The organism is Spirosoma endophyticum, from assembly GCF_900112365.1.
Lineage (GTDB): Bacteria > Bacteroidota > Bacteroidia > Cytophagales > Spirosomataceae > Spirosoma > Spirosoma endophyticum.
The window spans coordinates 1-15,224 of record NZ_FOLQ01000031.1 but is presented as its reverse complement, the minus strand read 5'-3'; the positions used below and the strand labels follow the sequence as shown (position 1 = coordinate 15,224).

17 protein-coding genes are annotated in these 15,224 nt (G+C 42.1%); 3 read left to right on the top strand and 14 right to left on the bottom strand.

Annotated elements, in window-relative coordinates; translation table 11 throughout:
- Positions 1-12: 12 nt before the first annotated feature.
- The 11 genes from BM202_RS32895 to BM202_RS32840 form a co-directional block, all read right to left on the bottom strand.
- Positions 13-1,137, bottom strand: coding sequence for a toll/interleukin-1 receptor domain-containing protein (locus BM202_RS32895; protein WP_093834259.1), 1,125 nt, complete (start codon positions 1,135-1,137; stop codon positions 13-15).
- Positions 1,138-1,402: 265 nt separating this feature from the next.
- Positions 1,403-2,341, bottom strand: a complete 939-nt coding sequence (locus BM202_RS32890) for an ArdC family protein (RefSeq protein ID WP_093834257.1) — start codon at positions 2,339-2,341, stop codon at positions 1,403-1,405.
- Between the two features lie 224 nt (positions 2,342-2,565).
- Entirely contained in the window at positions 2,566-3,474 is a 909-nt protein-coding gene (locus tag BM202_RS32885) for a toprim domain-containing protein (protein WP_093834255.1), read from the bottom strand.
- A gap of 50 nt (positions 3,475-3,524) precedes the next feature.
- Complete coding sequence (locus BM202_RS32880; protein WP_093834254.1) at positions 3,525-3,713, bottom strand: helix-turn-helix domain-containing protein; 189 nt, start codon at positions 3,711-3,713, stop codon at positions 3,525-3,527.
- Between the two features lie 544 nt (positions 3,714-4,257).
- Positions 4,258-5,421, bottom strand: coding sequence for a tyrosine-type recombinase/integrase (locus BM202_RS32870; RefSeq protein ID WP_245776904.1), 1,164 nt, complete (start codon positions 5,419-5,421; stop codon positions 4,258-4,260).
- A 728-nt stretch (positions 5,422-6,149) separates the two neighbouring features.
- Entirely contained in the window at positions 6,150-6,617 is a 468-nt protein-coding gene (locus BM202_RS32865) for a hypothetical protein (protein WP_245776903.1), read from the bottom strand.
- A gap of 129 nt (positions 6,618-6,746) precedes the next feature.
- Positions 6,747-7,724 (bottom strand): nucleotidyl transferase AbiEii/AbiGii toxin family protein, encoded by a 978-nt coding sequence (locus BM202_RS32860; protein ID WP_093834246.1) that lies wholly within the window; start codon positions 7,722-7,724, stop codon positions 6,747-6,749.
- The gene (locus BM202_RS32855) at positions 7,721-8,449 is read right to left on the bottom strand and encodes a DUF6088 family protein (RefSeq protein ID WP_093834244.1); all 729 of its coding nucleotides are present in this window, start codon (positions 8,447-8,449) and stop codon (positions 7,721-7,723) included. The genes BM202_RS32860 and BM202_RS32855 overlap by 4 nt, the downstream gene beginning before the upstream one ends.
- 128 nt (positions 8,450-8,577) lie before the next feature.
- Positions 8,578-9,099: a hypothetical protein gene (locus tag BM202_RS32850; RefSeq protein ID WP_245776902.1), complete on the bottom strand. Its 522-nt coding sequence runs from the start codon at positions 9,097-9,099 to the stop codon at positions 8,578-8,580.
- Positions 9,100-9,114: 15 nt separating this feature from the next.
- Complete coding sequence (locus BM202_RS32845; RefSeq protein WP_093834240.1) at positions 9,115-10,449, bottom strand: radical SAM/SPASM domain-containing protein; 1,335 nt, start codon at positions 10,447-10,449, stop codon at positions 9,115-9,117.
- Complete coding sequence (locus tag BM202_RS32840; RefSeq protein ID WP_093834238.1) at positions 10,397-11,254, bottom strand: recombinase family protein; 858 nt, start codon at positions 11,252-11,254, stop codon at positions 10,397-10,399. Before BM202_RS32840 ends, BM202_RS32845 begins: the two co-directional genes overlap by 53 nt.
- Positions 11,255-11,664: 410 nt before the next feature.
- Between BM202_RS32840 and BM202_RS32835 the strand changes: the two genes are divergently transcribed.
- A complete protein-coding gene (locus tag BM202_RS32835; protein ID WP_093834236.1) occupies positions 11,665-12,504 on the top strand; it encodes a hypothetical protein in 840 nt (279 codons plus the stop codon).
- Between the two features lie 50 nt (positions 12,505-12,554).
- Here BM202_RS32835 and BM202_RS32830 read toward each other — a convergent pair whose 3' ends face one another.
- On the bottom strand, positions 12,555-12,830 hold the full coding sequence (locus BM202_RS32830; protein WP_093834234.1) for a DUF4113 domain-containing protein: 276 nt from the start codon (positions 12,828-12,830) through the stop codon (positions 12,555-12,557).
- A 30-nt stretch (positions 12,831-12,860) separates the two neighbouring features.
- On the bottom strand, positions 12,861-13,094 hold the full coding sequence (locus BM202_RS39230; RefSeq protein WP_394333820.1) for a DinB/UmuC family translesion DNA polymerase: 234 nt from the start codon (positions 13,092-13,094) through the stop codon (positions 12,861-12,863).
- Between the two features lie 595 nt (positions 13,095-13,689).
- Here BM202_RS39230 and BM202_RS32825 point away from each other — a divergent pair.
- Positions 13,690-14,289 carry a hypothetical protein gene (locus BM202_RS32825; RefSeq protein WP_093834232.1) on the top strand — a complete coding sequence of 200 codons (600 nt, stop codon included), beginning with the start codon at positions 13,690-13,692 and terminating at the stop codon, positions 14,287-14,289.
- Here BM202_RS32825 and BM202_RS32820 read toward each other — a convergent pair whose 3' ends face one another.
- Complete coding sequence (locus BM202_RS32820) at positions 14,290-14,787, bottom strand: hypothetical protein (RefSeq protein ID WP_093834230.1); 498 nt, start codon at positions 14,785-14,787, stop codon at positions 14,290-14,292.
- Positions 14,788-14,949: 162 nt separating this feature from the next.
- Between BM202_RS32820 and BM202_RS32815 the strand changes: the two genes are divergently transcribed.
- Positions 14,950-15,224: helix-turn-helix domain-containing protein (locus BM202_RS32815; protein WP_143100824.1), on the top strand; the 275-nt coding region annotated here is incomplete at its 3' end.

Sequence of the window (15,224 nt, the reverse complement as noted above, 5' to 3'; positions counted from 1 at the left end):
TATATACTACAGCTATGACGTTCTTTTACCAGTTATCCCCCATATCAACTGATCATAAGGATCTGGATTTTTCTTCCTAAAATCAACCCAAGTCATTCCTTCAAGAAAAATAGGTACTTGGGGAGTTGATGTACATGATTTAAGAATGACAGGTATTACTGGGCAGTTTCGTTTTACAAATTGACGAATAAAGGCGTTGAGTTCCATATCTTGCCAAGGCCCCATTCCATTACTACCCAAACAAATTGCAACTGAATTTATATCAATTATCTGTTCTTCAAGAACTTTTTGCCAAGCTATGCCTGGCCTCAATGCCCATTCATCAACCCAAGGTAAAATTCCTTTATTCCGTAATTGAATCGCAATCCGTTTAACTTCAGATTTATCTATAGAATTATGGCAAAGGAAAACGTCATAATGTTCACGTTTCATTTTTTCACCGATAAGAGCAGTAGCAGCTGCGTGGCCAATAATTTTTGCATCATTAATTGACAAACTTGCTAAGGCATGGTGCTTATACAACCAAATTAATACTTCGGCTTGTTCCGAAGGAAGTTCAATTAAAATTTTAGTACTACCACTTGATATGCGAACTAAGCGAATGTCTTTTGACTCTAATAGATATCCTAATTCATTAAATATACTCGTCAAGTCAAATTCAGAAAAGGAAAAGATATCACGTTCAATCTTCATTTCTATACTAAGAGTATTAGTTTTTTTAAAGGGCTTTTTTAATAAGTCTACTATAGAAAAGATTCCAGCGTGAAAATTTATTGTAGATTTTATATCATAATACTTTACATCACGTAACCAAGTTGGCGAAACTTCCATCCAATCTCCACTAGACAGAACAGGTATAATTTGTTTTTCAGCAAAAAGAATTGAAATTAAAGCATAGTTATATCTAGCAAAATAAGCAGGCGAACAAACAACAATGATATAATCCTCTGACTTAATCGGAGATGTGATGAAATCAGTAAAACCTATATTGGACCTAAACGTATAAAACAACCTTTCAAATGAGTAAGTACCTCTAATATTGGCATTATTAAGTTGAATTATAATCTTATTTACTAAATAAGCATCTGACGGGTCAAACGAAAGGAAAATATTTCTAGAGTTTTGATTTTCTGACATCAAAAAAAAGTTTAGGGCTTATTAGCAATACAAATAAGGAGAATTAGTTGATTTAATCAGAAAGGCCAAAATAATACTTTCAAACTTTAGAAGCCTTTACAGAAGCCAATATAAGGAAATGTCGCTTTAAAATAAGACATTTTAGTGTTATCACGGACAGATGGTTTAAGCCGATGTCCTCTTTCAACGCACATAAAAAAGGGTCAGATGATGTTGCAGCCGAACGGCCAGTGATCCAACTCATTGAATCATTGTCTAACATTTTTTAGACCAATTGCAGCGTATGAATGTACTCGACGGCTTTCTGAGCGTGGGATGCGGCTGAAAAAATCAGGCGTTTGTCATCGTTCAATGCTTTCAGCCAGGATTGAATGTAAGCCGCATGTTTAGCTTCCGGCATCGGCTCAAAGCCCAGATCAGCAGCCAGAAAACAGGCCCCGAGTTCAGCCACCAGTTCTTCTTTAGCGTAGCCTTCGTCACCATAGTGTTTGCGACCCAGATCCCGATCCAGCCGCTGTGGATGGCGTGTCCAATGGGTGATTTCATGAGCTAATACGGCGTAATAGCTTTCAGGCGTTTCAAAGCTTTCAAAAGGCGGCATCTGTACGCGGTCGGTTGTGATGGAATAGGAAGCTTCGCGCCCGGTATAAATATCGGCTTTGGTTTGCGCAAAAAATGCTTCTAACTCATCATTGCGTGACTGAACATTGTCCGTTACGGGCTCCGGTTGTTTGTAAAAGGCATTAGAGAGACCATCGATCTGAGACGCGTTGAAGACGGTATAGGGTTTCAGGAAAGGAATTTGATTGGTGACTGTTTCACCCTTTGTGTTTTGCTCTTCGACGACAAACTTGTCGGCATATACGATTTGTGTACCCTTCTCGCCTTTGCGCACGTTGGCTTTCAGTTCGATAGCCTGTTTGAAGGTCATCCAGTAGGGCGAGGAGTAACCCTGCTCGGCAGCTGTGCCCCAAAGCATCAGCGTGTTGATGCCCGTATAGGGTATGTCATTCCAGCGAAGCGGACGCATCACCTGACCGGCCAGATGATCGGAATGCCAGGGCTTGCGCCACGTCAAATTGCCGTTTTCGAGATCGGTTATGATCTTGCCAGTGACACGGGCGTAAATGTCGGTTTGTGCCGGCGTATCGGATAGTGAGGTAACTTTATAAACATTGTGATTGGTTTTGCGGGTGGTTGTCATTGTCTGTTCTCCATAGGATCAGGGTTACGTGGACGGCTAAACCCGGCTTTAAGCGACATGAACCAGCATGAATTTTGGTCGGGCGGGGAAAGCCGCAGGCTGGCGAAAATTATTGTTGGTGGAATGAGCGGGCCGGGTACAGTCCAGTCCTCAAGCCTGCTCCGTGGCAGAACGGCTGTGCTGACTGCCCTAAAACACAAAGTTGTTCCGTACTCGCTCGTCCCTTACAGCTTTAAATCGAGCGTATGCATGTGCCACGCATTCACGTCCTTATGCGGGGCGTAAATACGGTTCATGCGCTTGTGAACAAGGTCTTGCTGTGTCTTGAAAAACTCGGCTAATGACATAGTGGCTTTCTCACCGGCTTTGTCGTTATCAAGCCAGGTGTACGCGATGCGGTAACCGTAATTCTGGATGTATGGCGTGATCTGTTTGAGGCAGGACAGAGAATTGAGAATGATCACATCTCCCGTGAAGCTCTTACCCTTAAGCTGGCTTACAGCAGACAGATAATCCATAAACCCCTCGAAAAGATGAATGGCAACGGGTTTCGGTTCTGTGCCTCGAACAAATGAGATGGCTTTTGTACCCAGACATCCTTTAAAGAACGGGTTGCGCAGTTCATGGCCGCCCTCTTCATTGGGGAAACCGAGAGCCAAAAAGCTTTTCTTTGTGCGCTGGTTACGGACGTGAATTTCCTTAAGGTGTCGGCGGGCGATGTCTAACGGAATACCGCGTTTTTCCAGATAATGAATAAGGCCAAGATGCTGGATAGGTTTACTGGTTTTGAGAACCAGGCTGGTTTCAGCTTCTGTCGATTGACTGACAGGGACTGGCGTGAATTCATAAACTGTACCGCCCATATTCTTGATCCAGCGCAAGGCATCGGAAATCCTGTGTTCTTCGCGTGTGAATTTGAGATAAGCCTGTACCAGATCGACCAGATCGCCCCCGCTGCCGTCCCCGAAATCATGCCAGCGATTGGTTTTGGTATAGACCCAGAAACTGGGTGTTTTTTCCTGACGGATGGGTGACAGATAAAGTAGTTTGTCAGGATTGCTTTTCCGAGGCTGAATATTGAGTTTGCTTAAAATTTCGGCAATCGGTATCGCTTTCGCCTGATCAATGTCCATGACGATCTCCAATAAGATAATGTGGGATTAAGAAGCTGTCGGCTTGTCGTTTAACGCCAGAGACGCTGTTCGATAAATTTATCAAGATCGGAGCGTCGATACCTGACGGCGCGGCCAACTTTGATCGGCTTGAGATCGTAGCGTTTTGTACAATCCCAAACGGCTAAGGTGCCAGGCGACACGCTGAGATATTTGGCGGCTGTTTTGCGGTCGAGTAGAGGTTCGTGGCTTTCATTCATCTGCTAACCCTCCCTGATTAAAAGAGATGCTTTGCGGCATACGATGGTATGCTAGGAATATATTCAGTATATGGGAGGATTATAGAATATACAATGGGAAAGTTGTCCTAATAACAACTGATACAGTTGAATATGGACAGTTAAAGCCTATTGGAAAACAGGGTGTGTTTTTTGATTTGAGAGCGAACCATAAAAAAATATTTAGACAGATAATGAGCGATAATTAACCATTGCAGTAGCACTAGGGTAGCACTGATATTAATTGAGTTTGATGACTAACCAATTAAGTGGTTGAAAAAGTGGTGGGCGTAACAGGGATTGAACCTGTGACCTCTCCCATGTCAAATAATGTCGCTGAGTTTTTGCATATAAATACTATTATTCCCCTTGCATCCTGGCTATCTGCTAAACCTCACTAGGCCCTTAATTAAAGACTCGTCATAAAAATGCCGACAGGGCTTGTCATGAGCCTAGTATTAGCGACTGGCAAAAACAAAAAGTTCTAAGCTATAGAACGGCCCATCCTAAAAACTGACAGCATCATTTATAATACCTTGTCGATATAATCGGCATAGCCCTGCATCATTTTTGTACGTTGCGGCAAAAATAGTGCGCGGTCATACGCTCGGTCAACACTACTCTTAGGAACGTGCGCGAGTTGCCGATCCGCAATTTCATGCGAGTAATTCAATTTTTCTTTTACAATTCCCAGAGCTAGGGATCGAAAGCCATGACCAGTCATTTTGCCGCTATAGCCCATCCGTTTAATGGCAACCAACATTGTGTTTTTGCACATATGTGTTCTTGGGTTATAATAACCGGGAAAGATAAATTCCCGGTTTGCATTCAATGTGTTTAGCTCTCGAAAGATCGCCAGCGACTGGTGTGACAACGGAACGATATGAGGAAGGTTCATCTTCATCCGTTCCGCAGGAATAACCCACATCGCTTTGTCAAAATTTATTTCTTCCCATCTGGCTTCTACCAGCTCACAGGTACGCACGAATGTAAGAAGCAATAATTTGAGGGCTAGGAAAGTTTGACGATGAACATGACGCTCATAATCTGTGAGGCAGGCGAGAAATTCAGGGAATTCATCGACAGAAATGGATGCGTAATGCCCTCTTTTAAATTTCTTCATGGCAGCCTCTAACCCATACGTGGGATCACTTTCTGCCCTGCCGGTTGCTATGGCATATTTAAAGACATGGCTACATGCGGCTTTCATACGACGAGAAAGATCAGGGGCCGTTCTTTCAATCTTTTGAAGGCAGTTTAGCATCATCACTGGTTTTATATCCGCAAGCGCAAAGCCACCCAAAAACGGAAATACGTATTTCTCAAATCGGTGTTTAACGATGTCGGCATGTTTAGGCTTCCATAAAGGCATTTGTTTCCCATACCATTCCATGACCATCGATTTAAAATTCAGTTGTTGGGTCAACGCATGCGTCTGAGCCGCTTGTAACCGCTTTAAGACGGGATCAATACCAACCTTTATTTCACGTTTAATCGCTTCTTTGGCCTTACGGGCATCAGCTATCGAAACTGCTGGGTATGCGCCAATTGAAATTCGTTTTTCTTTACCGTGAAGTCGATACTTAAGGCGCCAGAATTTTGTCCCGTTCGGGGTAACTTCAAGGTACAACCCTTCACCGTCTGCCATTTTATAGGGCTTGACTTTAGGTTTTGCTGTCTGACAGGTCATATTTGACAAAGCCATTCCTACTACCCCTGATGCTCAACACTAAAAATCGCAATACAAGTCGGCAATTTCATGCCCCCATCTATGCCCCCATTTTTGGTTATTGTGGGTATATGATAGGAATATATTGCTAAAGAGATGATAGCCTTAACGTGCTGCGAAATTTGAAAAATTCGCGTTCTGATAAGGATTGATAATGTCAGTAAAAAAAAGAGTGGTGCCGGATGTCGCATCGCCATTTTCTCCTTAAGTGCTTGAATTCATTCGTATTAAAACGGATTATTCGTCTGAGTGCCCCCAATTATGCCCCCAGTTACGATTAATGTCCATATAACCTATAGTATCATCTGGCTATTCTTTATGCAACTAAAACTTGTAAGGAGCTGTACCAGCATGCCATCAATTATTATGGGGCACCGCGTTGCTGTCTGACGAAACGCGCTGCTTACCGAATATGGCGGAGTTCCTGCATTATACGGCCAGAGAAATAGCCGTGACATCTGTGGAAATCGGGTAGCGTTCTTGGCCGGGATAAACCACAAACCGTCTGGTCGCGCTAGTATCTTTGTAGCCCGGATAAACGTGTCATCATCCTTGCAATTCTAACACGACATATTAGATTTACAAGGACAATTGGGTTCAATGAAGAACCGCCTATATGATCCGCTCGGCCTTTTAAGCTTATACGATATTCAGTTTATGCTGGCAGGCTATGACAGCATAAGCCTATTTTATTGTTCATCCTCCTCTTTCGGCATATATCTGGCGAACCATTGAAAATCACGTTCAATAGTCATTTTATTATCATAGATGTCGTGGAACTCTACTTTCAAGATAATCGGACTTAACTCGTTTCGGGCATGGTTCATTTCAGCTTCACCCTCACTGTCTTCAAAAATTGTTTCAAAAACGGCCAGGTACGCGTTGGGAAGCACAACCCGCTTCACCGAATCGCTGATCAAAACACGCATATAGGACTTTGGATCAAGGTTAAGGCAATCGTCAATGGTACAGTATTGTTGACCTTCTTTTACAAACAGCAGCCGATCAATGATGAGCGGCCCTAAACCATTATTGCGTATGTAAACAGCAAGCTGCTTTTTATAATCAGGCAGATCAATCTGACCTAATGGTTTGATTGACTTTTCGTTATGGCATCGTTGCAGGTACAATTGATAAAACGTGGCTAGCAATGCCAAGATTGAAATAATGATTGCCAAGATAAGCCACCTCCGCTTGAGTGATGATACCGCAACAGTCTATAGCCATTATTGCCGGATTAAAATTCGTTTTTCATGTCGTGAATTCGTTTTTCGTGTCAAGAGCAGTCATAACTCAAGATTCCAAGCCACCAAAGCCAGCCGTTCTTTAATCCGCTGCAAGGTTTGAAATACCGCTTCATCAGCCGGTAACTTGCCAAACACCAGATTTTTGAATGAGCCGTTGTAAGTACCACGCAGTTCCGGCCAAACACGGTCTAACTCGGCGAACAACAAAGCCTGTAAAGGATGCCGATACAACCAGTCCTTATTGTTGCGAAAGCTGACTTCGTCATCCCTGCCTACTTTATGCAACATGACCACAAACGCATCGGAGTTGAAAAAGGCTGCAAGATCATCCTGTTTTAGAAGTTGGTGTAAATCATAGACGTGACGAATTTTATTGCGTAAATCCACTAAAGGCTTCTCGGTATACGAAAAACGAACCAGACTCATGATCTTTTCACAGAGGGTACGCGTGGGTGCCAGTAGGACTACCTCAAACGGCATTAGATCATATTGAATAGCTAATTCGTCTTGTTTCCTTGCTTGCATCATCTGATAGATAAAAGAACTGACCTGTCCCTTTATCACCGGTTCTGACGAACCTAGCCAACTGGACTCCAGAATGATCAAGTCCCGCACCTGCCCAAAGTCACCTGCAAACACTCTCGAATAGGAATGGGCCGTTTTACGGATCATGCCCTTTTTATTGGTCATGCCGATTACGTCTATTTCAGGCAGGAATTCAGCGACAACGTTGCTGATCCGTTTCAGGCGTTCCTTCAATTGGTTGGCTGAAAGATGAGGCTCTTTTAACAGCACCAGATCAATATCTTCGGAAAAGCGATGGATAAAGGAAAAACATTTGGCTAACGCTGTACCCCCTTTGAAAATGGCAAACTCGGCTAACGGACTCATAAAAATACGCTGCAAAGCCAGCGTCACCCAATAATCCTTCTCGACATAAATTTCGGGTAAATTCATATGTTGAGCGGTAATGGTGACCGCATCGGCGAAGAGTTCGCGATTTTCGTGCAGGTTCATTGAATATTCCAATCGGATACATTCGGCAACAGGCTATCGTCAATCCCTAGATCGAATGTCGTTAACGGATTAAGGCTATCACGCAGTTTACGGATGCCTTTCGTCAGATTCAAATCCGTTAAGACAACCCCCAGCAACGCCCTGACGCGTGGCGGATACGCCAACGCATAGTCGATCATCATCTGACGTTGCGCTTCGTTGAGTGGCCTGATCCGGCTTTTAAAAACAGCAAGGGCATTCACCACATCGACATCCGGGATTTGTTTGAAGTCTTTGATAGCGTCCAGAAAGCCTAACATCTGATAATTATTATCGGTGACATCAACATAGCTTTTGACAGCCGTGGCTTTGAGCGAGCCCGTATTGATAAATATTCGCCGGTTCCGGCTGGCAATTTTTATGACCGCCGGAACCTGAGTGGTCAGCCCCAGTTGATTATAGAGGTAGTCACCGGTGATATAAGCCGTCCGCTGGCCATTTTGATAGAGATACGGCTTAAGAAGCTGTTGCTCATCCGGTTTTTTCTCGCCAAAAACGGTTTTCTTGGGCTTATAGAAAATGCCCTTGGAAAGTTTTTTGATCACGCCCTTCTTTTGCAGACGTTCCAACGCTTTAGCAGCCGTCTGATAATCCTGTTTGGCTAGGGCAAGCTGACCATACCCGAAGCTGATATCTTCTGGTAGACCCTGAATTTGTTGTGTTACCTTGTCTGAAACGCTCGTCATTTCACAAGTATAACGCAAATCTGTAGTCATGTCAAGTTTATTGATCAATAAACTTGACATGACTCAAACTCTACTTGAGAATAAAATCACTACAAAGGCACCTGACCCAATGCTTACAGGTAAAAGCTTCAGCGATCAAAGTCATTGTCTTGTATGTATCGGGAAAACCAGTGAAAATCGCGTTCCAGTTTGATTTGGTTATCGTAAATATCCCGACCCGCTACTTTGAGGGTTATGGGTGCCAGTTGCTTTCGGGCATGATCGATTTCCACCTCGCTTTCATGGTCTTCAAACTGGGTTTCAAAAACCACCAAATGGGCATTCGGCAGCACAACCCGTTTTACCACATCATTGATTGACACACGCATATACGACCTCGGATCAAGATCAAGGCAATCCTCGATGGTCGTATACAACTGGCCGTCCTTGACAAACGTCAGTCGGTCAATGATGAGTGGGCCTAGGCCATTGTTACGAATATGAACGGCGACCTTCTTTTTATGATCAGGCAAATCAATCTGACCCAACGGTTTCATCGACTTTTCGTTATGAACCCGTTGCAGATGCAATTGATAAAAGGTGGCCAGTAACGCCAATAGTGAAATGATGATAGAAACAGTGACCGACAAGACAACCCTACCTTTGCTCAAAAAGAATAAACGAGGTTATATCATCGTATGATCTTGCAGCAATTTCAATCGTTCTCTGGCTTGCAACTCATAAATCAACGGGATAAACTGATGATACAGGCTGCATTGCGCGTCCTTCCCGTTCACCCGATAGACTGGACAGCCACTGGTACAAACCGACTTGTAGCGGCATGACTGACAATCCTTGGACTTCATATCTTCATAGTGGCTACCCTGCTCGATCATATCCACCAAGTCCAAATTATCATCGAAAATAGTATGCGCGAATTGCGTCTGATCACCAAAATGAACGTGACAGTAATTAACGGCTCCATCGACATAAATCGCCCCGCCGGAGAATCCCGATGCACAGGTTTGAAAGCCTAACTCATTAGGCTTAAGATCACAAAACTGATGGCGACGGGAGAAACGCCAGCCGCCTTGAACCGCATCCTGCATGATCGAATAGGATTCCAACAGATAGGTTTCCAGCATGTCAGCATCAATCGTTTCACCTTTGACAATCGAATAGCGAAAAGGAACGTCCAGATCGATCAGATAACGGGTTAAGCGGGGGAGCCCGGCCAGATTGGCATTGGTTACCACCGTATTAGTCGATAGGGGAATGTGATGGGCTATTAAGGTTTTAAGGTTCCGACCAATGAGATGGAAACTTCCTGTGCCAGACCGAAATTGCCGGGTCGTATCGTGATCCACGTCCAATCCGTCCAGCGAAATCCCATAGCTGATGTTATACTCTTTGGAAAATTCCAGAATCTCATCGGTTAGAATAGTCAGGTTGGTAATGAACGCGCATTCCAATTCACATCCTATAGCCCGTAAAGCTTTTTTGGCTTCGGGAATAAACACCTTCCAGGACTTGAATTGAGTTAGGGGTTCTCCTCCGGCCAGCCTGAGTTTTATTGTATTGATTTTTCGTTTCTGGACTGTTTCAACCAATTTACGGAGCAATTGCTGTTTGGTCGCATCGGACATACCCGATGTGGTATTGAGCGTTGAGATATAGCAATAGCCACAGGTCAGATTACACCGGTTGGTAGTATGAATCCAGAAATTCAGCGATTTCGGGCTAACGGGTTTCTGCGGGTTGCTAAATTGATTGTCAAACCGGATGATCTCGGTTTGGGCCAGCAAACCGAAAAACTCTTCTAAAACCTCAACCGAAATAGCAAGTTTATCGCCAAGGGCCGATATAGAGGTTTGGTTATCAATCGCAGCAATGATCTCATATTGCGCCCGATTGAGAATCCGTAGTGAATTCGGATAAGCACAGTTGACGATATAGAAATGCTGATCGTCAATGGACTTGATCAGAAGCTGGGGTGATTTGATGGGTATCAACGTCTGCATCGTCTGGTGCTGAGTAGCCTATGCAATCACAATTGGCATTGGCAGATGGAATAGTCAATTCATATTGTCCGAATCGTTGCTTAATCATTGAATAATCATCGAAAAGGATGTCCTTTTCATTCGATGAAGTTATAACGGATTGTGTTTTCATTGTTTTGGGTTGTTTTAGTTTCAATCGATTTCGTAACGCGCAAACCGTACTGGGGTGCCATTGGCTATCACCCCGAAACGTCGGGATACGTTGCTTATTGAGTTCCTTGGCAATCGCCCTCACCGTGATAATTCCTAGATTGCTAAGTTTCCTGAGCATGGGCGAAAGCTGATGCGCAAACTCATCAGCCGCTTTTTTATTGCGCCTAGCCTGCGTCTTGCCATGTTTACCAAGGACAACCCCTCGTTTTCGGGCCGCTTCCAAAGCCGCTTTGGTGGTGTCACTAATACGCTGCCGTTGCTCTTCGGCGACTGCCGCCAGAATATGGATGGTGAACCGATTGGCATGCGGATTATCGATCACCACGATTTCTACATCAGATTTGACCAGTCGTGCAATTTTTTCAACATCCCGACCTAACCTGTCCAGTCGGGCTACCATCAGAATTGCTTTGCTCAATCGGCATCGCTCCAAAGCCTCAAACAAGCCATTCTGTTGTTTACGGGTGGACTTTACTTCAACCACCTCATCCACAAGATTATAGCTATTCAGTCGACAATAACTGGCCACCGTCACTCGCTGCGCTTCTAGCCCTAATCCACTTCGTCCCTGTCGATGGGTGGAAACGCGATAGTAGGCAATCGCCTGTTTCATAGTGGGTTAACCTTGATCTTGTTCAGATGTAAACGATGGATTACTTTTGAACAGATTTCGCTTAAAACTTGGTTAATCCCTATGTGAAAGGCCTTGTTCCACAGTGATTTATAGATGAAGAGAGATTGAAAAAGGGAAATTGGTGTACAGGGGTTAATGATCGTTTACTTCCGTACAAATTTTTGGCTAAAAAATTGGCGCAGACTCTTCTCTCATCCATCTGCAATGAAGAAAACTGGCTAACAGGAGAGAGTTTCCTGTGTTAGTCGGTTTTGGGATTCGTTTGTATAAAACGGAGCAGTTCTACCACATCGTTCGTTGCAGTAGAACTTCCGTATTTATATTAAAATCAACCGTGAGAAGTTTATAGGAGAGGAACAAACAAACAATACAATACTGTTTATTTGCCTATGTACGCAGATTTATACGCACAATTCTATCAAGATGTCATCGAATCGTTCAATGACTACATGGCAGTAAAAGATCAAACTCCAATTGGAAAGAAGGACGATATTCGTAAAGGTATGGATGCTGCTAGGTCACTATACCACTTTGGCGAGTTCTACGCGGATTATTTTAACAGAGACTTTGCATTAGATGTAAAGAAATATCTTATTAGCAAATGCGCAGATTATTTAACTTTAGAAGCGGTTGCTAATGCTAGTAAACACTCCAAACTTACTAGAGGAAAGCCACAACTTTCATCTTCTAAAAAAATTTCCGAAATAATTGCCACAGTAATTTTTGAAGATGAGCAAGGAAAATATAATCATAATGAAAAAATAGTGCAACTAACTTTAGAGGATGGCTCCAAACGCGATCTTGATGATATACTTACCAATGTAATAAACATGTGGTATGAAGTATTGTATAACGATAAAATTCTACCAAGACAGCTATATTATAGCTCTAACAAGAACAAAAAAGTATCAAGGAAAGAAGCCAAAAAAGTTAATGTAGAAATTACTGTTCAAGGAGATTATTCTTTCGGATTCGAGTTTCGAAAATATGATGATGAGACTGGAAATGTAGTCAAACTTGTCGGCGAAAAAATTGTAAACTTTGATATTCCACACCCTGAAACGAGTGAAGTATTAAAAGCGACAATTACCTTTAGCAATTACGAACATCATCACATGTTACAACTAAAAACACATGCGGAGAAAGAGTTGTATTACAATGAAGTCATTCGCAAAAAGGGTTTTGTCGCAACCGGAAGCGGTATAAGATATAAGTTTCCACCTCGTTAAAAATATACTCTCCATTTAATACTTTGGCTTTAAATCTGCGTCGAGCAACGCTAATCAAGTGGAATTTTCGGCAATTCTCGCCAGTCAGTTGTAAATGAGGGGCTACGCTGTTCAAATTTAGGTTGCCAGTCATGATTTGTTTTCTGGGCGGCAAATATGACAGTATCACGGCCAAACTTGCCGTTTAGAACGTCCATTACTTCTGACAGGTCTTTCAGCTTGGGGCAGTCGGTCGTGTCGAACATATCCGGCTGCACCTTATCTGCCGGCACAATGCCGGTGACGATCAGGCCGGCCTTTTTGTTTTGGTATGCCTCTAAGAACATCTGTTTTTAAGGCATATAGTGTGTATTTAATCAGTTATGCGCTGCTGTTTTGCTGCCAGTTGAAAGATTGACCGTATTTCTGCGATTGTATTGGGCCTGATTGGGCCGGAAACGGTTGATTTCAACAAACACCGTCAGGACATTGGTACAGGCGTCCTGTTTGCGTAGCTTCTGTCCGAATTGTTGGCAAAGGTGCTGGCTGCGGCCGCTAGAGCGTCCTACTCGGTCTTTAGGTGGGTGGCCGAATGATCGACTGTTACAGATGTTCCTAGAAATGGCGCGAGGATGTGATTCGAAATGCCTTAATAAATATATGATAATAAGATGTATTTTAAAACGCGCTATAACACTTACCCCGTTTGTTACCCTTTCTCTTACTAAATATCTTTAGACGTTACTGGTTCAAACATTCACTTTACTCAAGGTAGGTTGACTCATACCTGTCACCCGTTGAATCTCTTGCAAGGAAGTGCGCTATAGCAGGAATTTTTCTATCGGCTCACTGCACCCGTCTGAAGCTGAGTCACCACACTTATAACACCATAAAAATGGCAGTATTTTCAAAAATAGCGGGGTGGTCTTCAGTTGAAGACCATTCTTGCACAGGTTAAGGCTACTGCATCGGGCGCACGTATTATGCTTGACGTCACTATCATTTAGATAAGATAAACATCAGCGGCTATTTTGCCACTATCAACGAGAGTTTACGTGTTTCTTCGCTTAAGTTGTATTTTTAAACAATCATATTCTGCATAGGCAAGAAAAGTCATTTTATGCTTGCACACATGAACATCAAAATAATTGTTCAAACAAACGTTTCAATCATAAATTCGACTAACATAATTCAAACGATCATTTTATGAATAAGCTTATTTTTATAGTCAGACAATTATTTAAATTATTTTCAGCGTTAGTTGGCGTTTCAATGTTAATAATTTATCTTTTCGTATTTCCGTATGTAATAGCATCAAAAACCTTACCAGGATATTTTTTCTTAATTGTTGGCTTTTTTATTTATATAGGAATAATATTATTAACTCTTGAAACGATTGTTGCTACATTCAGTGAACTTTACAATCTTAAGCGAAAAACTATACTATTTTCTACTAAATTTAAAGATGGTACACCCAAACCACCATCTGAAAAACCAACTGCTGGATTAAGTTTTTTTATAATTTTACTTTCATATTTCTTTATAGTTCACGTTTATGCAATAACATATTTGTTCTTAGCTAACTATGTCCCCAATTCGTTTGATAAGGTTACCGTGTCATTCATTGATGCTTTCTACTTAAGTTTTACTTCTATATCTGTTGGCCCAGCAGGTATTCAGCCCAACAGTAGTCTCACTAAAATTATAACAATGACTGAAATTTTTTGGGGCCTAATATATACAATTCTTGTGTTCTCATTATCTGCATCACTATTCAGTAAGGCAGATAATAGGGAACAACAGTAGTTACTTGCGCCAGTCTATCCAACCTAATTCGTAAGAGATTTTTTTCATTGACAGATTATCAATCTTATCAATCTTATAAATATAGTTTTTTCGCGTCATACGCTCTCGCAAAAATAAATAGTTTTGAGTAGCACCTATGTAAACAATATTCGTATCTGTTTGTATCTGCTTTCCATCATATTTGAACACTACATCATATTCTGCCAATCCTTTCTTTATATTAGTTGTTGTGACACTATTTATTATTATAACAAATAATATCGGTGAAATTAAATATAGTGTGTATCTCAACAATAATCTAAACTTATCATTTGGGATTTTAAAAACGAAGATGTTTAAATACTCAAGGACAACCAAAATCGCAGTAGCGCAAAAAGCTGCTTGAACACCCGCTCCATCAAAAAATTCTTTGCTATGATTTTGGCTATATAATACCTTATCATCATCAAATATTTTATATATAAAAAATAAACAAGCTACAAGAAAAAGCAAAAGCATAGTTTTATAAGCACTCTCTATAATTATAATAATTGTTTTTTCGATAGCTTGAAAAAAATTTATAATTGTTCGAAAAATATTAATTCCTTTAAGTGAACTTATAGAATAAAGACTTTTATTGACCTGTGAGTAGGCTTGTAAAGATTGACTCTTTGGTTCTGTATGGCAGCGTACAAACCATCTGACTACGAACTTTTACGTCGGCGATGTGCCGAATTGAAAGAACAAGGCTGGAAGCAGTCTAAAATTGCTCAAGCACTGGGACTGACCCAGGGCTGGGTCAGTCGAACTTTGAAAAAATATCGCCAAGAGGGCCAGGCTAGTTTAACTTGGCGAAAGCCCAGTGGACCCGACTGCCGCTTAACCAATGAACAAATCGTCCAACTGCTTGCTGAACTCAACAAAGGGGCTGAGCATCATGGGTTTTCGGGAGCGGT